Below are 19,793 nucleotides of genomic sequence, written 5' to 3'. Positions count from 1 at the left end.
GACAAAACCTATAAAAGCGCGGTTTATAACCGCGCTTTTATGCTCTTTTACTTATTTGCTACCTAAACAATACCGTTTCTTTTGAAAACCATCTAACACAACATGCTAACAATAGCGCAGCTAAACCGGCGGAGGTGATCACTATCATGCTCAATAATCCGTAATCGACGGTTCCTTTAACTATTTCTTTTATTGCCAGTGCCACATTAGTAACGGGGATCAAAGCCGTTTTTGCATTAAGCACCATATTAGGCATCAACGACACAACGATAGGTAAAAATACGCCCATGCTCAGCGGTGCCATATAATTTTGCGCTTCTTTAAAAGTTCTGGCATAAATAGAGATGGCTAAAACCAGTGACGAAAAAATAGCTGCAATAGGTACCAACAAGGCAAAGATTAATACAAAGTCCATACCTGTTATACTGGAAAAGGCATTTTTTATGGTATCTAACTCTACAAAACTGACTGCAACCGACACCCAAATAGCCATACTTAGTACAGTAACAGTTGCACATGCTAACGAGCTCAATAACACAGTTAAAAACTTACCTAGTACTAATTGCGTACGAGTGACAGGTGTGAGCAGTAAGGTCTCTAATGTACCTCGCTCTTTTTCACCGGCCCCTAAATCAATGGCTGGATAACTGGCTCCCATTAAAACTAATGGGATCAATAAATAAGGAATGAATGCCCCTATTTTTTCACCTATATTTTCACGTTTATCTGCGGTGTCTACTTTACTTACAACAATCGGCTGTAAAATAGCCTGCTGTTTGTCTTTACTTACACCCAAAGACACTAATGCCTGTTCTCGTAATAACTCGGAAAATTCATTAGCAAGTGATTGCAGTCGATTATAAATAAAGTTGATACTTTGCGCGTCGTTAAATACCATTTGCCATTTGGCTTGTTTGCCTTGTTTAAGGGCATCAGCGGGGTCAGCCTCCAGATAAATACCCACATCGATACTGCCACTGCGCACAGCCTCTTTTAGTGCATCTATGGTATCAAACTGCTCAGCGCCACTGTATTGTTTAAAGCTTTTGTGATAAAAAACCCGCTCGGCAAACTGCTTACTATGCTGCGCGTTTATGATGTAATAGGTATGTACTTTTTGCTCTGCCTTTAAAGCTGCTTGAGAACCTAAAAAGCCGACTAAGCCCATAATGACTGGGAATATAAGCATAGGTAACGCCAAAACAAAAAATAGCGTTTTTCTATCTCTTAGCAGCTCTAACAGTTCCTTTTTAAATACTTCAAACATGCCCAGCTCCTTGCAATAAGTTCATAAACGCTTGATTTAGCTCTTCACTGTTACCTTGGGCTTTAAACTGCGCAATACTGTCGTCAAAAAAGCTAACCCCTTTGTCTATAACACATATCCGGTCACACAGTAGCGCCACTTCATCAAGGTGATGAGTCGAAAAAATAACTGGTGTACCATTATTTTTAAGGCCGCGAATAAAGTTTATGACTGTTTGTGTGGTCATGATATCAAGCCCAGTTGTTGGCTCATCCAATACAACTACATCTGGTTGATGAACCACCGCACGAGCAATACTTGCTTTTTGCTTCATACCCGTTGATAAGTGCTCAGCACGTTTATCTAAAAACGATGTCATATCAAGCATGTCAAATAATGCTTCGCAGCGTAATTTAAGTGTTTTGCCTTTTAATCCATGCAATTTAGCAAAATACTCAACATTTTCTCTTGCGCTTAAACGACCATACAAACCTGTTGACCCAGACAAAAAGCCAATTGATTTTCGACCAATGAGCGGTTTTTTAACGATATTTTGACCATTTATATGAATATGACCGCTATCTGGCGTAAGCGCCGTTGACAACATACGCAGTGTGGTTGTTTTACCGGCACCATTGGGCCCTAGTAAACCAAGTACCTCACCTTGAGAGCATGAAAAACTGACATTTTGCACAGAGTGAAAATAGCCGTCATGCTCACGAACATCTTTAGACTTTCCCTTTTGTTGATGTTCTTTGGTCAATTTAAAGCGTTTTTTTAACGCCTTGACTTCTATCATGTGTATTCCTTCGTTTCGGTCTGAAATAATCGGTATTATTGTAAAATTCAGGATCAGTATTTTTATCGCACCAATTTGGCACACCCAACAATGGTAACGGAGAGAGTGCAGAGTTATCGTTCAATACACCTTGGTGTTCTATCATATCAACGAGTTGCTCATCTAACTTTTGATATTGCGCTGTCAAGCTCAACTCAAAAAAAGCATTATCAACAATCACGCATAGCACTTTACCCGTTAAACCTATAAATGGCTGCGTTAGCATTTCATAATTAGCATGGCCAAATATAAAAGGCTTAATATCTTTCCCCCAACGCTGACGTTGCTCTACAAAAACATCATGCCATTGATGGGCTTTTAGCTTTGTTGCAAAATGTTCATCTGTCATCGCAAGAAGTACACCACACTCATCAAATAGTGTTAACGCATTCCTATGACGGCTACGTTGTTTTAAACCATGTAGATTAATTTCATGTATATGACGCTTGTTTAATAACGTCTTACTGTTTGGAAATAAGCTCCAAATCATTGCGCCGAACAAGTCATGCCAATTTTTCTCTCTTGTCGGAACACAGGCTGTCTCAAAGATGATTTGCTCATAGTACCGTGCTTCTTCTTTAAATTGCGCATCTGGCACGAATACAATCGGCTTTGCAAGGTGATTTTGTGCGGTTACAAAGCTGTTAAGCCATTCAAATGAAGGCCAGTCGGTTTGATTATGCAATTGAAAGGCTTGAGTTAAATGCTCAAACGCACCGCCATTGAGTAATTGCGGATTAAATGCCTCTGGTGGCGTAAACTTTTTCATGGCTTACTATACAAAAATTATTTGCGCCAGTTTACCCCAAGTTGCGCCAAGCGCCAATGCCACAGACTGTTAACCAACGCAGTTGCTCGAATATTTTGAGTTTTTATGTTTATACTAACGCATCCAATTAATAACAAAAGAACAGCTATGAAACTAAAAATGACTCTTAGCGCGTTGACGATTGCAGTACTGAGCGGATGTGTAAGTACTACACCAAACACAAACGCTGATGTACAAACGGCTTATAACAGTATTAACGCAGCACAGCTGGCGCAACATATTAAAACTTTAGCGTCAGACGAATTCGGTGGCCGAGCACCCTCATCCAAAGGTGAAGAATTAACTTTGGCTTACTTAAGTGATCAGTTTAAAGCACTTGGCTATCAACCTGGCAACGGTGATAGCTTCTTTCAAGAAGTGCCATTGGTATCTATTGAAGCTGATGCCAATATGACGCTCGATATTGGTGGCAAAGCCTACCAATACAAAAAAGAGATGGTAATGGGCACCAGCCGTATTAGCGCACTTGAGTCGATTAACGAGTCAGAATTAGTATTTGTAGGGTATGGTGTAAATGCCCCTGAATATAACTGGAATGACTACGAAGGTATTGATGTTACTGGTAAAACAGTGGTTATGCTAGTCAATGATCCTGGCTTTGCAACCAAAGACGAAAGTATGTTCACTGGTGAAGCAATGACCTACTATGGCCGCTGGACATACAAATTTGAAGAAGCCAGCCGTCAAGGCGCTGCAGGCGCAATCATTGTTCACGAAACAGCACCTGCTTCTTACCCTTGGAGTGTGGTTGAAAACTCATGGAGCGGTGAACAATTCGGTTTTCAAAAAGCCAATAACAACATGGACCGCGTTGCTGTTGAAGGCTGGGTGACCGTTAATGTGGCCAAAGAGCTTTTTGAAAAAGCGGGACTTAACTTTGATAATGCTAAAACAAATGCAGCCAAAGGTGCATACAACGTTGATATGGGTGACTTAACTGCTTCTGTAACGGTTAAGAGCAAAATCAAAACATCTATCTCTTATAATTTTATCGCTACATTACCTGGCAGTACACAACCTGATGAGCATGTAATCTACTCTGCACACTGGGATCATCTCGGTACGGATAAAAATCGCAAAGGCGACCAAATTTATAATGGTGCCCATGATAATGCAACCGGCACAGGCGGCATGATTGAAGTCGCTGAAGCCTTTGTTAAATTACCAACGCGCCCTAATCGCTCAATGACATTTTTAGCAGTAACCGCTGAAGAGCAAGGTTTATTAGGCTCTAAATTTTACGCCGCTAACCCTGTTATACCAGCCAATAAAACGGTTGCGAACATTAATATGGACAGCTTAAATTTATTAGGCAAAGTCAAAGATATTAGTGTAGTCGGCATTGGTAAATCATCTCTTGATAATATGCTACAAAGCGCAGCAAAACAGCAAGGTCGTGTTGTGTCTGGCGATCCAAAACCGGCATCTGGAGGTTATTACCGCTCTGATCACTTTGCCTTTGCCAACATGGGCGTTCCAGCCATGTATGCAGGCGGCGGTACACAAGCACTGGATGAAGCAACCGCAAACTACCGCAAGCGTATGAGTTTAGTGCTACGTGGTTGCTATCACCAACCTTGCGATCGTTACCGTGATGAGTGGGACTTAAGCGGCGCGGTACAAGACCTGCAACTATTCTATCAAGTCGGTTATGATATTTCTCAACAGCAAGATTGGCCAACTTGGAATAAAACAGCCGAATTTCAACGCAAATAAAATACAAATGATATTGATTATCATTTGCAAATAGAATAAGGTGTGATCAGTCACAGATTCTGGTCACGCCCTATGTTTTTTTATTCTCTCAAAGATGCTGTAAATTTCGCCGTTCTTCAAGGTAAGTTTACAAGCAATAAACGCCTGTTATTGCCTATTTTACTGGCTTTGGCTATCGCTTATCCGCCACTTAGGTCGGTGACAATAACAACTTTGGCCGATGCGTTTTTTCAAGTGACCGTATTTGTTGCTTCTACGCTTTACCTCTACCGCCACCTTGTTGATAAACTTCCTCACTTGCAATTGAACGCGCTATATACTCGTTCACCAATTTTGGAAGTTGCATTTGCTGCTTTTCTTGGCGCCTTGCCAGGCTGTGGCGGCGCTATCGTGGTCGTAACACAATTTACTCAACGCCAAGCCAGTTTTGGCGCCCTAGTTGCGGTGTTAACGGCAACAATGGGCGATGCCGCCTTTTTATTGTTAGCGCAAAAGCCATTAGAAGGATTGCTAATATTGCTACTTGGCATATCGGTAGGCTTTTTAAGTGGTATAGCTGTTAATCGGTTTTGTAACCCTTTGCCTGCCAGTGCTATTACAAAGCCAAAAATGCAAATATCTGCAAAACCAATCAGTTATGTTGATCAAATTAGTATCATCTATTGGCAAATAATTATGCTGCCGTGTCTTATTATTGCCCTACTAATGGCATTTAACATTGATTTTGGCCTATTTACTCATGCTATCGAACTGTTTGGCTGCACGATGGCAGTTTTGATTGCAGTCGCTTGGTCACTAAGCCCAATAACTTCTACATATAATATGGAGAGTTCCTCTACCAAGAAGCCAAACATGAAAGAAAAACAAGCTGCTCGTTATTTGCAAATTATTGAAGATACACATTTTGTCAGTGCTTGGGTAATTGTTAGTTTTATGCTCTACGAAATACTGGTGAATGTAGGCGGGTTAGACGTAGCTTCTTGGTTTAGCGAATTTGCAATGTTTACGCCGTTAATGGCTGTTTTGGTTGGCTTGCTACCCGGGTGTGGTCCGCAAATTGTTGTAACGACACTATACATTCAAGGTGTTATACCTTTTAGCGCACTTGCAGGTAATGCTATTTCAAACGATGGCGATGCCTTGTTTCCGGCCATCGCGCTGGCGCCAAAAGCAGCGCTACTCGCTACTTTATACTCAACCGTTCCTGCGCTTATCGTTGCATACACATTATATGGGTGGTCTTAAAAGTAATACACAAGCGGTGTATTACCATTCAAACAAATAGGCCATTTTGCTTATCGTTTTCAGTGCTACACCATGTGTATTACGTTTGGCATAAAGGTGCTGTAATGATTTGTCTTTAACTTCCCCAACAATCACTTCTTTCACTTGATAACCCAGTGCCGTTGCCGCTGCACTGTACGCCACAAACTCCCACTTTTTGATATTGGTGTTATCAACGATAACCAGAGGAATACCCTCTTTTAGGCCATTAATAAAACGAGCTAAGTTTAGGTTATGGTATTCGGGAAGTTTAAACTTTTCAAAATAATACTCTCGATCATCATTATAAAAATAATCATCCGTTGCACAGATTAAATATTGACCTTCATCACCTGCAACTAAATCATCTGCAAGTGTTTGCGCGTAATAGCTCTTACCGCATCCGGGTAAGCCCCTTAAAATAAAAACTTGTTTCATCGCCAATAGCAACACCTAAAATTTGAACAATTCGATTCTGGAAGTAGGCGCATATCATGCCACAACTTTTCAATTTAATCATGAATTACCTGTACCCCTATTTTATTAGAGTACCACAATTTATTCGCCTGCTTTAACGCAGTTTAAAAAGCGTACAAAACAACGCTAAAATTGTTTGTATACCTCATTAACTTGTAAAAGAGTTGCGATTGAGTGTTTTTTTATTGCCTTATCAAAGGTAAGATACGGGTTACGTGCCTGAAATGTATATCAGGTACAATCGAATAATTATTAGGTAACTTATATCATTGGAGTGAAGATGAGCCACATAGCGATAACGGAGCTACTCAAGGGCACCGTTGCGGTCGACAACCAAGTAATAATAAAAGGTTGGATCCGTACACGCCGCGATTCAAAAGCAGGTATTTCTTTCTTAGCCGTTCATGACGGTTCTTGTTTTGACCCTATCCAAGCAGTTGTTCCTAATTCGCTCAATAATTATGATGAAGTTACCCGCTTAACAGCAGGTTGCTCAGTTAAAGTAACTGGCGTGTTAGTAAAATCTGAAGGCCAAGGTCAAGCATTTGAAATTCAAGCTAACTCAGTTGAAGTATTAGGCTGGGTAGAAAATCCAGACTCATATCCTATGGCTGCAAAGCGCCATAGTATTGAATATTTACGTGAACACGCACACCTTCGTCCACGCACCAACGTAATTGGTGCAGTAACTCGCGTGCGAAACTGTTTATCACAAGCACTACATCGTTTTTTCCACGAGCAAGGTTACATGTGGATCAGCACCCCAATCGTCACAGCCAGTGACTGTGAAGGTGCAGGCGAAATGTTCCGTGTCTCAACGCTTGATATGAACAATCTGCCACGCACAGACAAAGGCGATGTTGATTACAGTGAAGATTTTTTTGGTAAAGAAGCATTTCTAACTGTATCTGGTCAGCTAAATGGTGAGACTTATGCCAGTGCCATGTCAAAGGTTTATACTTTTGGCCCAACTTTCCGTGCTGAAAACTCAAATACTTCAAGACACCTTGCTGAGTTTTGGATGGTTGAACCAGAAGTTGCATTTGCTGATTTAGACGACATTGCAAAATTAGCCGAAAACATGCTCAAGTATGTGTTTAATGCAGTGTTAACAGAACGTCGTGATGATATGGAGTTTTTCGCGCAGCGTATTGAAAAAAATGCTATTTCGCGTTTAGAGGAATTTGTAGATAAAGACTTTGCCCAAGTAGATTACACTGATGCAGTAGAAATTCTAAAAGACTGTGGTAAAAAGTTTGAATTCCCTGTTGAATGGGGTGTTGATTTACAGTCTGAGCATGAACGTTACTTAGCAGAAGAGCACTTTAAAGCACCAGTAGTTATCAAAAACTACCCACGCGATATCAAAGCTTTTTATATGCGCCAAAACGAAGATGGAAAAACCGTAGCAGCAATGGACGTTGTAGCCCCAGGTATTGGTGAAATAATCGGTGGCTCTCAACGTGAAGAACGTTTAGATGTACTCGATGCACGTTTAGAAGAAATGGGCTTAAACAAAGAAGATTACAGCTGGTACCGTGACTTGCGTAAATACGGCACTGTACCTCACTCTGGATTTGGCCTTGGCTTTGAACGTTTGGTAGCCTATGTTACAGGCATGGGTAACGTGCGTGATGTGATTGCCTTCCCTCGCACCAAAGGCAGTGCAACGTACTAAAATAGATTACAAAATATAAAATACCCAGCAAATGCTGGGTATTTTTATATCTCTAAAGCTCGCTATCCCAAACAACCAGTTAAAACTTCCCAACCCATTCAAGCGAGAAAGTACGACCCATTACGGCCGTTGTTACAGGGTATCTGCCACGGTTAAACCAAGGGTCATCTCCCGTGTAACTTTTATCATTTCGAGCGCGAGAATCACGCAGGTTATTAACCCCTAACTTAATATTATGGTTATCGTTTAGTATATAAGTCACGCCTAAATTATAGATTAACCAAGGCTTCATGCGTGCCGCCAAGGCTCGCTTTTCGTCTGAAGGGTTGCGTATTTTATCAGGGTCTTCATAGTTCCAACTAGATCCAAAGCGGGTTTGTTGTAATTGCACAAGCCAATCATTTATGCGCCAGCCAAATTTATTATCCCATCGTGAGCGAAAGTCGTTATTCAAGTAATTATCTCTATACTCTTTATCAATTGCATCACCCGGGAACTGTTGATTTACTACTTCAAGCACATGTGTAAATTTAAGGTCCATATCAAACTCACCATACGTGCCAAAGTCAAAGCCAGCCTTAAGGTTAATATCAAAACCGGTTTGCTCTTTTAATGACTGATTTATATAAGTTGTATGGGCCGTATTCACTTTAAGACCAACATCGGGTTGTGCAGCATCAAAACGCTTTATACGGTTGAGTACATCGTCACATAGCGCTTGATTTGGTTCTTGCCCATTACGGCATTTTGCTTCTGTGGTGAAGAAATGATCGGTATCCCAGCTTTCCACCTGATCTTTAATACGGATGCGATATAAATCAGCAATTAGGTCAATCTCTTCTGTAACACTCCACACAAACCCTAAGGTGGCTGAGTAGCCTGTTTCTTCTTTAAGGTCTTTGTTACCAGTACGTGTTCCTTGATAGCGCTGCCCTTCACGTAATTTACCTGCACTATCCATATCACAATGATAGCTCACTGCATCATTCTCAACAGCAGATAATCCCGTGCTTTGTTGGTTAACAATTTGTACGCATTTACTCTCTAACCAATAGTCGGTAAAAGACTCATAGAAGCCTGAAGGGCCAGCAAATACTTGGTGAATGTCTGGTGCTCTAAAGGTAGTCCCGTAGTTTGCACGCATTAATAATGTGTCTATCGGGCGATACTCTAAGCCCAGTTGATAGGTAAATGCACCATCTACTGCGGTTTCATCGTCGTAATAGTCATAACGACCTGCAATACTGGCTAGCAGTTGCTCTGTTACAGGCAGTCTAAATTCCAGTGCGGCACCGTAACGATCACGTTCACCTTTACCTTCAGTACCGGTGAGCCCATTACCCCAGCCAGTTGTTTTATCCAATGTTCTTGGGTCTACTCTAATAGCATAGTCTTCTGTTGACCATTCTAACGCTAAAGCAAAATCAACTGCGCCCGCTGGCAATTCAAACAAAGCACCGGTAATTGAACCATTTACGGTAGTAACAGACGCATCAGCGGATGAATCATTGACTTCGACGATTGCATCTCTACCAGCTTGGTCTAATGGTCGCCAAAAACGCGCAAAGTTTGGGTTAAATTCATTAACTGTGCCCGCAATTGGTTGACCAAGGAAGTAATCTAGTGCCTTATCTGAGGCGATTAGATTTTCATACTCAAAACTATCTGAAGCACTATGAGAAAGCGACACTTCATAGTTCCAATCATCAAAAATAAGCCCTTTGAAGCCCGCAGCACTGTAGAGCATTTCATCTTCAAAGTGCGCCCTAACATCACCGACTTCTGCGGGGCTAAATGTACGTGTTAGGTATAAATAGCGCTCATTCGTTGCATCCCAAAGCCATTGGTCGCCAATAGCAATGCCTTCAGGCAGTCTATCTGTTCCCCAGCCAATACCATAGCCCCCTCTGTTTTTTGCTTCACTGTCCCAATAAAGTGCTTCAGCAAAAAACTCATGATTATTGCTCAACTGGTATGTTAGGTTGGTATATAGCGATAGCTGCTCTCTGTCGTTGATATAAGAACTATCACCTGTGGTGTCTTTACCACAATAAAAACCTCGCGAGGGGCGCTCTGACAATGCGTATTCATCCCATTGGTCGCAAACATTATTACCAAACTCATTCGGGTGCAAATATTTAAAGCCACCGTCAAAGGTAGCTGCCATGATATTGCGCTGGTTAACCCTCTGATATTCAGGTTCTTTCTCAGTATTAGGGCCATCGTAATTATCATCGAGCCAATCGCGCTCACTACCTAGCAGCATGTCTTGTTTGGAGTACTCAAGTGCATAAGAGACATTTAAATCGCCTTGGCTAAGGCCACCTGCGATTGAGAACTTACTATTATCACCGCCGCCTTGATCTGATGTGCTGTGCCTTAATCTGACAGTGACATCATCCATCTCTGTTTTGGTAATAATATTAACCACACCCGCAATAGCATCGGAGCCATATACCGCAGAGCTTCCGCCTGTGAGTATCTCTATTCGAGAGATAGATGCCGCACTGATACTTGATAAATTAAATACATTATTTTGGCCGTTAAATGCGCGTGGGTAGTTGGCAACTCGGCGACCATTAAGCAAAACTAGGGTTCTATTTGCGCCCATTCCTCGCAAATTTACTGTCTCAGCATTGGGAGTAAAACTATTCGTATAACCCTGCCCTTGGGTTGATCCCGTCGCAGACGACAGCGATTGAATAGCTTCAAAAACATTATTGAAACCTTTGGCATCAATATCTTCAGCAGTCATTACAACCACTGGCGACGGGCCCTCAATATCAGCACGGCTGATCCGTGAGCCTGTTGTGACAATCCGCTCAATTTCTTTGTCGGCACCTTTTTGGTCATTATTTGCAATGGCACTTTGACTTGAAAACACCATGCTCCCGAATAGAGCCGTTTTAATAGCAAGACTTAACTTAGAATTTAACATTTTTCCCCCGATACTCATGTAGTGCAATCAACAATGAGTAATTTAGTTAGTTTTATTGTTTTCGGAGCGCATATAGAAACACAAGGTAAATACTATGTAAATTAAAATTAATTAAATAATTCATTTTTTACATTGCGTTCATAAGTGGCATGTAGATTCTGCGTTCATAAAAAGGGACTAATAGCAATCGAGAAGTAAAAATATCGGATATTTTTAAACCCCATGATTAATTACCAACTGCTTAGTATTGAAAAATTGCTTCACTTTGTGCCGAACTAGCCAGTTTAAGAATAAAAAAGACGGTACTTTTATTAGATGACACATATTAGAACAATACTGTGAAATAACCCCTAACAAGCCAAATCAAACATCGAAGTGTGTTAGCAACGCCTTAAGATCAACTATATTATGTTGACCAACCACTTGAATACCATGCTGGTTGAGAAGCTGCGTGGTTACACCATTACAAGCTACTTTTTGACCTGTGAAATGACCATCGTAAGCTGTGCTACTGCAACAACTAGGGCTCGATTGTGCTAAAACAGCATATTTGATGCTATATTTTTGACATAATGAAAGCGCTAGCCGTGCACCATTGACTGTATCAGCAAAAGTGCCAGTAAGTCCTATCGCTGTTTGTGCATTTACTTCGCTACTAACTATATGATATCAAAGTATTACGCTGAGCTTATCCGTATCTTGCAACAACGTATCTACCGTATCTTGGCCTATTACAGCGAAAGCCTAATCAGTAGGTTCAAAAACAGTAAACTTATTACTTGTATCACAAAGTGTACTATCAAGGCCTGTGGCCTCAAGCGCAGTAATCAAAGTAGAACCCCCCTCTTGCAGCATCAGCAATCGTTGTGGTTGAAACTTGTGGGCTTGGCGTAGTATTAACATGGTTATCATTGTCATTGCAGGCAGATAAAAATATGCTAGACACTATCAATAACGATGTTGTATGAGTGCTTTCAATGTTGTATTCCTTCTGTCATTTAATAAGAACTAAAGGCACTTTACGCTGCACGCTTTGTGATCGATCTAAAAATTTGTTACGCGAGAGTTTTACAATTAAGTGAGAATATTAACCTATGATGGTTTGAGGTGTTAATAAAGAGCGAGACGGTACTTTCTGACTGGTACATCAATTAGCTTTGAAAGCGACTCAGCATAGACTTGATAAATGGCCATTTTTTCTGAGTATATGCTTCACGGTCATCAATATGACGGTTAGCTAAATCTACTTTTAGGTCAGCATATTGTAATGCCACATCTGGGTTGTTGCGCAAAATGTTTCTAAATGCGATTCGCTCGTACCATAGAGTGCTCAAATATGGTACTAAATGTAAATGGTGCGTTCTTACCTCTGGTGATGGTTTACAGAACCAATGCATTACATCAGCTTTATATGGGTAGTAACAATATGAATTATTCGAGAGAATATTTATCGCTCCTTGAGCATCATGCAAAGACTTAACCCCGACCATAATATCGATTATTGGTTTGGCAATCATGCCTTTAACAGCGGTACTACCTACATGCTCGATAGAACCAACCACATACTGCGATATATGCAAATGCAAAAAATTACGCTCCACATTAAACATGTCTACCCATTTTGCATTGTAATTAACAAGTTTAATCACATCATCTGACACTTAATTTTCACCTCTAAGATTTAAGTTTATGGCTCATAAAACTCACATGGCAAGAGCAAAGCTCATTTTCACAGCTCGATTTGATACTAAGCGAGCAACAAAACTAAAAGCAGTACTAAAGCACTAGACTTCATCATGGTTACCTTTTATTTAACCTGATAAAAAACATAATTTTCAAAAACTTATTTTACTCAGGCGGTTATTTACTTAACGTTTTACAGTGTAATGCTTCAGCTTCATGTTCTTTTATAAAACTATCTTTGTGATCGCAATACACATTAATATTGTTTGCACACACCCTAGCCCCTTCTTGCTTTAATAAACCATATTGTTGAGCAATTTCAGGAAAAGCAATTAAATAATCTCTAAATGCAAGGTGCCTTATTACATCAAACGAACCAAACTCAAAAGCATGTACTTGGTGACTTCTCTCATGCTTTCCTTTTTGAAAATAACGCCTACCTGCAATACCGTACTCTCCTTTTGCTAGGTATCCAATTAATGCCATCTGTTGATTGTGACTATCTAGCATTGTCGGTTTTTAACTTCAAACAAGCATATCAATTACGGGCTTTGCACAAAGCCCTTTAACAGATGTACTACCTATATGATGTATACCAACTAAATTGTCACTTGCTAACACAGACTCAAGTAAAGCTTTTTCATCTGTGAACGCTTGGTGCCAATATGTTCTGAATAATTGGCAACTTTTATGACTCGTTTACTCATTTATTCTCACTCAACTGCCATAAACGCGGCCAATATTAAAACATTTTGTGGTAGCACACTTTAGTACATAGCTTACTGAAATTTATGACTTAATTTATATAGCACCAATCAAACCCAGTACACCAATTGGCAATAATAACACCCACTGAGGTAACTTAAAAAACGTTTTATAACCAAAGAAAAACCAACCGACGGCCAAAAAAACCAATGAAAAAGCAACAAAGGTTATTGATAAACCTAAAACTACATTTTGTAGTTCAATGCGGTTAAACCAACCAATATACGTTAGTGTTACACCCGAAATAACTAATACTAAAGATACTATATGCCAGCACCCTAAAAGGGTTGCCTTTGGTATATCGGGAAGCTCTGAGTTAAGGAAGGGTTTAATAGGATCTATCTGCCCTGCAAATATATGTATTAAAGAAGTAATTAAAGCAGTTATTCCCGAAAGTAATATCCAAACATTCATCGTACTTTCCTTGTTTTTATGTAATATTTAAAATATAGATTAATCGCTCTATACTAGACTTAAGTAAACTTGGTTAACAATAAAGCAAAATACCTGCTTTTAAGCTACATTTTTTACCGAGCAAACACCAAATTTAATACAAAAAATGTGTTTCCATCCTACAACATTACAGATATTCATTTGCCTTAGCCATATGAGTTGAACTATTTTTACCTGCCTTTCGTATAAAAGAGACACAAGATATTATTGGAGTAATTAATGTTTTCATTTTTTAAGCGCAACCCAACTAAAAAGCTTGAGAAACAGCTCGCAATGCTGCAAGAGCAAGCCATGCATGCACAAAGACGTGGTGATATTAGAACATACTCTACCCTGACAGCTGAAGCAGATGATGTATATAAAAAAATACAGGATATTGAAACATCAACAAAGTAACTTTTTAAACTACATGAGGGCTAAATAGTTCACATGTAGTGAAAACGTTGAAAACGGTCAATTATAAGCTCACCAAATTAAGTATTTAATTATACTTATCAAGCACATGCTGAAAATATTCAATTCACTGTATAAACCCATTTAATACCAATATAGCAGGTAGATATCGTAAGGTATAGCAACAGGAAAAATTCATTATTGGTCAGGTGCATAAAGTAGATATGATTTAAAAATAAAAACCTGCGTTTCAACCCCTCAAAATATCACTACACATATTAGTTTAAACATGATGAAATTGTTTTACCCAGTGAAATTTTCAACAAACCATTTACTTACATTAATATCTGACCATTTATTTAATGTAATGAGTAAAAATAAAAAAGCCTAGTTGAGAACTAGGCATTATAGACTATTTAAAATTAATAATTTTATTTAGTATAAGCATGAGGCAATGCAGAATCTGTTGTGTAACGATCACGCAATTTATCATGACGTGACTGCGTAGAAACTTCCTCACCGTTGATCCACACTTTTTCAACGTGCGTACTTAACTCAAATGGGTCTGCACTCCAAAGTACTAAATCTGCACGTTGTCCAACGGCAATTTTACCACCATCAATAGCGAATGCATCAGCTACATTGCTAGTTACAGCTTTAATTGCATTGTCAAAACTCATTCCGTTCGATACCGCGATACCAGCATCATATCGCAATTGATACAAGTTATGACTGCCATCACCAAACACTGACAACAATACTTTTACGCCTGCTTTTTCTAATTTACCTGCATTTTCTAAACTTGCATGCATTGCATCAAAGTCTGACGGCAAGTTTGAAACACCGCTGACAATAACCGGTATTTTTGCTTGCGCAATTTTATCCGCGATTAATACAGCATCTGAGCCGCCACGAATAATCACATCTAAAGAGAACTGTGTTTTAAGCTTAATAACCTGCAAAATATCTGCGGCACGGTTAACATCAATTACTAATGGCAGTTTTGCCTCTAATAGTTGCGTCAAAACACGCTCTTCGCCACTTGGTTTATCCGCTTTTTTGTCTTCTTTTTTATCTTCGCTTTTTTTAAGCTTAGCTGTCTGACCTTCTAACTTGTCTACAAGTTGCTGAAAAGACAGTGCACGTGAACCTTTACTTCTAGCACCAAGATCAATCACTAATGCAGTATGTTTATCAGTAATGCTCTCAAAATCACCACTTAAATCCGCAGTAAATGCAAGGCCAGAGTAAACACCGTCCCAATTTATCGGCGCAACAACATTTTGTGTTATGCCACCTTTTCGCGCATATGGAATAAGTGAAGAGCGTGGGTTGAACGCATAACTTGGGTCAAAGTCCAACCCTGCTTTTTCGTCAGATGCATCACGCGAGCGAGCAACTGCACCTACTTCGACAAGGCCCAATTGGTTCATTGAACCAATAAATCCTGGGGTTAACACAAGCCCTTGTGCAGGTACTGTGATGTCAGCAGCCATGTTTTGAGGATTAATTGCTTTAATTTTTCCATCTTCGATAACGACAGTCGCATTAGTGATAGTACCCTGCTCAGTTGCAGTATGCACCGTTGCTCCAGTAATTGCTGTAACTTGAGCAAATGCCGCTGAACTTGCCAGTAAAGCGCCGGTGATCATAGATAACTTAAATTTAGTCATAGTGTGCGCTCCTTATTTTTGGCCTAACATAAAATCACTAACGGCATGATATTTTTCATCATTTCGATCGTATACTTTAGCACCGTCGATATATACATGCTCAGCTTTTGCATAAACACTAAATGGGCTTTTATCCCAAATGACAACGTCAGCTTGCTTGCCCTTTTCAATAGAACCTGTTTTATCAGCAATACCTAAAGATTTGGCCGCATTGTAGGTGATCCATTGGATGGCATGCTCTTCTGAAATATCAAAACCGTTCTTATTCGCACTATACATTACCTTACCCGCTTCTTGGTTTAAGCGCTGAATAGTGGTGTCAGAGTCAGAGTGAACAACAGCACATGAATTTTTAACCGCATCAACAATCGCTACGTTTTCTTGTACCATGTCATAGGCTTCCATTTTAAAGCCCCACCAATCTGGCCAAAGTGCCGCACAGTTACCATTTTCAGCAAGAAGATCTGCCACTTTGTACGCTTCTATACCATGATGGAATGTACCAGAGTGATAATTAAACTCTTTTCCTAAATCTACCATCATCGCCATTTCTTCAGCTTTGTAGCAATGGTTATGAATTAAGATTTCACCATCTAATACGCCACGTAATGTATCAAGTTTAATATCACGCTTTGGTGCATCTGGATTCATGCCGGCAGCGTATTCTTGCTCATAACGCTCCCAAGCACGTTTATACTCTGACGCTTCAACCCATGCTTCACGGTAACCTGCCATATTACCCATACGTGTTGAAGGCGCGACCCCTTTTCCGCCATAAACACGCTTAGGGTTTTCACCACATGCCATTTTTAAACCATATGGTGCTGCTGGAAATTTCATTGCTTGCATAGTATGTGCAGGTACATTTTTTAGCGTGACGCTACGTCCACCAAACAAGTTTGCAGAGCCAGGTAGTATTTGTAGCGTTGTAATACCCCCTTCACGCGCACGGTTAAAGCCAGGATCTTGCGGCCATACTGAGTGCTCTACCCACACTTGTGCTGTGTTAGGGTTAATCATTTCATTACCGTCTTGGTGAGACTCCACCGCAGGACTAGGGTAAGCCCCTAGATGCGAATGCACATCAATAATCCCAGGCGTGACCCATTTACCTTGCGCATCAATGGTGTTGTCAGCATTGACAGCTAAATCAATGCCAACTTGACTAATTTTACCATCAACAAGGTAAACATCGGCGTTATCTAAGCGCTCACCTGTGCCTGTTAGTACCGTTGCATTAGTAATTAACGTTGTACTGGCAGGAAGCGCTTTATAAGTACTTGGGTAAGGGTTTTTTTCAATGGTTACTTTTTCTTTTTGCGGGCCTGTATCTTGGCAACCCGCTAGTGCTGCAGTCAATGCTAGCACCAAAACGGAGGGAGCAAATTTTTGCATTGTTTTATCTCTATTGTTTTTATTTCTCAATAACTGTAACGAAACTCAAGCAAAAATGCGAAATAAATACCTCAAATTACATTTAAATGCGATGAATTTCACGTACTCTTTAGCTATTACGCGCGTTTAACGCGCAATATAGTCTTGATAGAGCTTAGCAAGTGCTCCGTCTATGTCTAACTTTGTGTCTTTTTTCATAAATTGCTCTGTTGCTCTAGCAACAAAGTCTGAGTTTTGCTTATGTTGTTTAGCAAATTGCTTAATTTTATTTTTTGCTAAATCGACCGTTTGCGGTTTGCTATAGCGGTGTAAGTATTGACTTAGAGCCCTATCAAAATCTCCTGCATACTCTTTTACAAGTAAATCATAAAACTTACTTTTATTTACATCATATTGTTCACAGCAAAACGTCATTGCCTCATTAAAACTTGAAAATGTGTTCTGCGCCACAGCAAAACTTTGCCTTGGCATTGGCTTTATAGAGCCTGCATCGTCAGTCTCAAGTGAAAATGGTCTAAACTCAATACGCTGTGAAGCTTCATGTCCCAAAGCCATCCCAGCAGTAATGCTGTGACTAAATTCTGGGCTCATATCTTCAAGCTCTGATTCATGCCACATATTATATACCTTAAGCGCTTTGCTATATTTATTTGCTAGTTTCGCTTTTAACTTTTTAACTCGTTCATCTAAATACAGTACACGCTCATTGTGCAACAACGCAAAGCACTCATAGCAGGCCGGTACGCAAATAAAGTCGGCACTTTCTGAAAATTGAATCACAAGCTCTGCATGTTGCAATGGAGGACAATAATCTCGCTCAGTTGCTTCGCAGCCGCAATAATAGCAAAACCTTGCATTTTCAACTTGCTTGGCAGCACCTTGTTTATAATATTTTTTAAGTAATTTTATTTGCATCTTCTATCTGCATCTTATGATGACGTTATTTTTAATAATGTAATTGAAAACCAACTTTTATGATGGTGAAAACAAAATGTAAAACGTATAAATACCAGAAAAAAAATTTAGAAAAGTGTGTCAATACCAAACTTATTTTATCAATTATTTCATCAGGTTAATAATTTAGAGTTACATTATAATACTTGCTTACATTCTCACATCGTTACTTTACAACATCTTTTTTTAACTAGGTCATAATTAGTTTGAACCCAGACAAAACCCGTGGAGAAACATTATGAAAAAGCTAACTACTTTTTGTGCATCAGCAACACTATTAGCAAGCCTATTAACAGCAACCGCACATGCAGAACAGTTTGTCGCAGCAGACAATACCATTGAAACAAATCTATGCATGGCAATCACTGAAAATGACTCTTATAACCTACGCAGAACAATGAGAGAGTATCGTATCGGCCTTAGGGTTGTTCAAAATGAACTAAGTTGTAATAATATGTCAACTGACCAATTTATTAGCAAGCATGGCCTTGATAATTCTGCGCATTCATTGAGATTTGATATGAATACTGAAACGCACATTAAAGATTTGAGTGCCAGTGCAAACAATCTAACTATTTTAGTATCAGGCTCTTAAGCTATGAATCAAAGGATCAAGCCAAAAGAAGTGTGCTATAAATTAACGTAGCGCACTTTTCATCCAACTATAGCAGCAAGCAGGCCAAATAAGCCCCCAAACACGCCACCCCAAACAACTAACCAGCCCAAATGAGTTTTAATCATATTCTGAACAATATCTTTTACCATATCAGGCGTTAGCTCCTCCAGACGCTGCTCAACAGCATTTTCTATTGTTGTAAAAACCATCTCTGCACTATGGCCCCGACTTAATTCATCACTCATTAACTTTTTAAATTTTTCTTCTTCTGTAATTTCTATTAAAGCGTCTTGCATTTTATCAACAAACGACCCTTTCATCGGTTGTAATGCTTCATTACCACCAAACATATTTAGCATAGCGCCAAACTGCGATGCTTCTATTACCTGTACCAATTTATCGAATGCGGGTGACAGATCGACTTTTTTTATAACCGGTGTTAGGTCTATCGCGTTTTGTTGTTTTTCAAGTAGCATAGAGACTTTTTCCTGACTAAAAAACTCCTCCAAGACAAGCTCACGAATCGACGCTTTAAACTCCTTAAACTTGAGCTTAATAACACCTGAACCATATAAAAATGGCACTTTTTCAAACAGCATATGAATTGCAAGTAAGTTTGTCATAGCACCTGATAGCGCAAATATACCTATTGAAAACAACAATGGCTGTGCTGAGAAATAACCAACGAGAACAGCAGATACTGCCAATGTATTAGTAACATAGCTTTTATTCACTCAAACCTCCAGATTTACAAACCGAGGCATTTTATACCCTATTTTCATCAAAATATAGCATCCAAAAAGTTATTGTTTTTATCCATTGAGCGCATATATTTTATAGAATGCTTCCCGAACGCCTGAGATCCGCTATATTTAA

General features: G+C 39.7%; 17 protein-coding genes and 1 pseudogene. 5 read left to right on the top strand and 13 right to left on the bottom strand.

Annotated features, from left to right (window positions below):
• Positions 1–58: 58 nt before the first annotated feature.
• The 3 genes from OCI93_RS14560 to OCI93_RS14550 are packed head-to-tail and all read right to left on the bottom strand — an operon-like array spanning position 59 to position 2,853.
• Positions 59–1,267: an ABC transporter permease gene (locus tag OCI93_RS14560; RefSeq protein WP_261593790.1), complete on the bottom strand. Its 1,209-nt coding sequence runs from the start codon at positions 1,265–1,267 to the stop codon at positions 59–61.
• Positions 1,260–2,045: an ABC transporter ATP-binding protein gene (locus tag OCI93_RS14555; protein ID WP_261593788.1), complete on the bottom strand. Its 786-nt coding sequence runs from the start codon at positions 2,043–2,045 to the stop codon at positions 1,260–1,262. Before OCI93_RS14555 ends, OCI93_RS14560 begins: the two co-directional genes overlap by 8 nt.
• Positions 2,011–2,853 (bottom strand): DUF3025 domain-containing protein, encoded by an 843-nt coding sequence (locus OCI93_RS14550; RefSeq protein WP_261593787.1) that lies wholly within the window; start codon positions 2,851–2,853, stop codon positions 2,011–2,013. Before OCI93_RS14550 ends, OCI93_RS14555 begins: the two co-directional genes overlap by 35 nt.
• Before the next feature lie 147 nt (positions 2,854–3,000).
• Here OCI93_RS14550 and OCI93_RS14545 point away from each other — a divergent pair, with 147 nt between their 5' ends.
• The gene (locus OCI93_RS14545) at positions 3,001–4,629 is read left to right on the top strand and encodes a M28 family metallopeptidase (RefSeq protein ID WP_261626706.1); all 1,629 of its coding nucleotides are present in this window, start codon (positions 3,001–3,003) and stop codon (positions 4,627–4,629) included.
• 72 nt (positions 4,630–4,701) lie between these two features.
• Entirely contained in the window at positions 4,702–5,874 is a 1,173-nt protein-coding gene (locus OCI93_RS14540) for a putative manganese transporter (RefSeq protein ID WP_261626705.1), read from the top strand.
• 21 nt (positions 5,875–5,895) lie between these two features.
• Here the strand turns inward: OCI93_RS14540 and OCI93_RS14535 are convergent, their stop codons facing one another.
• Positions 5,896–6,330 (bottom strand): ATP-binding protein, encoded by a 435-nt coding sequence (locus OCI93_RS14535; protein ID WP_261626704.1) that lies wholly within the window; start codon positions 6,328–6,330, stop codon positions 5,896–5,898.
• A gap of 319 nt (positions 6,331–6,649) precedes the next feature.
• On the opposite strand from OCI93_RS14535, the gene asnS reads away from it, so the two are divergent.
• The gene (asnS, locus tag OCI93_RS14530; protein ID WP_261626703.1) at positions 6,650–8,047 is read left to right on the top strand and encodes an asparagine--tRNA ligase; all 1,398 of its coding nucleotides are present in this window, start codon (positions 6,650–6,652) and stop codon (positions 8,045–8,047) included.
• Between the two features lie 79 nt (positions 8,048–8,126).
• Here asnS and OCI93_RS14525 read toward each other — a convergent pair whose 3' ends face one another.
• From OCI93_RS14525 to OCI93_RS14510, 5 genes and pseudogenes are all read right to left on the bottom strand, one after another.
• Positions 8,127–10,985, bottom strand: coding sequence for a TonB-dependent receptor plug domain-containing protein (locus OCI93_RS14525; RefSeq protein WP_261626702.1), 2,859 nt, complete (start codon positions 10,983–10,985; stop codon positions 8,127–8,129).
• 363 nt (positions 10,986–11,348) lie between these two features.
• Entirely contained in the window at positions 11,349–11,615 is a 267-nt protein-coding gene (locus OCI93_RS21115) for a 2-thiouracil desulfurase family protein (protein WP_410007638.1), read from the bottom strand.
• A 521-nt stretch (positions 11,616–12,136) separates the two neighbouring features.
• Positions 12,137–12,646, bottom strand: a complete 510-nt coding sequence (locus OCI93_RS14520; protein ID WP_261593779.1) for a GrpB family protein — start codon at positions 12,644–12,646, stop codon at positions 12,137–12,139.
• Between the two features lie 199 nt (positions 12,647–12,845).
• Positions 12,846–13,289: pseudogene (locus OCI93_RS14515) on the bottom strand (GrpB family protein).
• 180 nt (positions 13,290–13,469) lie between these two features.
• Positions 13,470–13,847, bottom strand: coding sequence for a hypothetical protein (locus tag OCI93_RS14510; protein WP_261593778.1), 378 nt, complete (start codon positions 13,845–13,847; stop codon positions 13,470–13,472).
• 258 nt (positions 13,848–14,105) lie between these two features.
• Between OCI93_RS14510 and OCI93_RS14505 the strand changes: the two genes are divergently transcribed.
• The gene (locus OCI93_RS14505) at positions 14,106–14,282 is read left to right on the top strand and encodes a DUF6435 family protein (RefSeq protein ID WP_261593777.1); all 177 of its coding nucleotides are present in this window, start codon (positions 14,106–14,108) and stop codon (positions 14,280–14,282) included.
• A 428-nt stretch (positions 14,283–14,710) separates the two neighbouring features.
• On the opposite strand, the gene OCI93_RS14500 is transcribed toward OCI93_RS14505, so the two are convergent.
• The 3 genes from OCI93_RS14500 to OCI93_RS14490 all read right to left on the bottom strand — a co-directional run bounded on the left by OCI93_RS14500 (position 14,711) and on the right by OCI93_RS14490 (position 18,262).
• Positions 14,711–15,952 carry an amidohydrolase family protein gene (locus OCI93_RS14500; RefSeq protein WP_261593776.1) on the bottom strand — a complete coding sequence of 414 codons (1,242 nt, stop codon included), beginning with the start codon at positions 15,950–15,952 and terminating at the stop codon, positions 14,711–14,713.
• Positions 15,953–15,964: 12 nt separating this feature from the next.
• Entirely contained in the window at positions 15,965–17,347 is a 1,383-nt protein-coding gene (locus OCI93_RS14495) for an amidohydrolase (protein WP_261626701.1), read from the bottom strand.
• A gap of 126 nt (positions 17,348–17,473) precedes the next feature.
• Complete coding sequence (locus OCI93_RS14490; protein ID WP_261626700.1) at positions 17,474–18,262, bottom strand: hypothetical protein; 789 nt, start codon at positions 18,260–18,262, stop codon at positions 17,474–17,476.
• A gap of 277 nt (positions 18,263–18,539) precedes the next feature.
• On the opposite strand from OCI93_RS14490, the gene OCI93_RS14485 reads away from it, so the two are divergent.
• Positions 18,540–18,896 (top strand): DUF3718 domain-containing protein, encoded by a 357-nt coding sequence (locus OCI93_RS14485; protein WP_261593773.1) that lies wholly within the window; start codon positions 18,540–18,542, stop codon positions 18,894–18,896.
• Between the two features lie 59 nt (positions 18,897–18,955).
• Here OCI93_RS14485 and OCI93_RS14480 read toward each other — a convergent pair whose 3' ends face one another.
• Positions 18,956–19,651, bottom strand: a complete 696-nt coding sequence (locus OCI93_RS14480; RefSeq protein WP_261593772.1) for a DUF445 domain-containing protein — start codon at positions 19,649–19,651, stop codon at positions 18,956–18,958.
• Positions 19,652–19,793 lie beyond the last annotated feature (142 nt).

The sequence above is a fragment of the Pseudoalteromonas holothuriae genome (assembly GCF_945859825.1).
Taxonomy (GTDB): Bacteria; Pseudomonadota; Gammaproteobacteria; order Enterobacterales; family Alteromonadaceae; genus Pseudoalteromonas; species Pseudoalteromonas holothuriae.
This window is presented reverse-complemented; position numbering and strand designations above follow the sequence as displayed.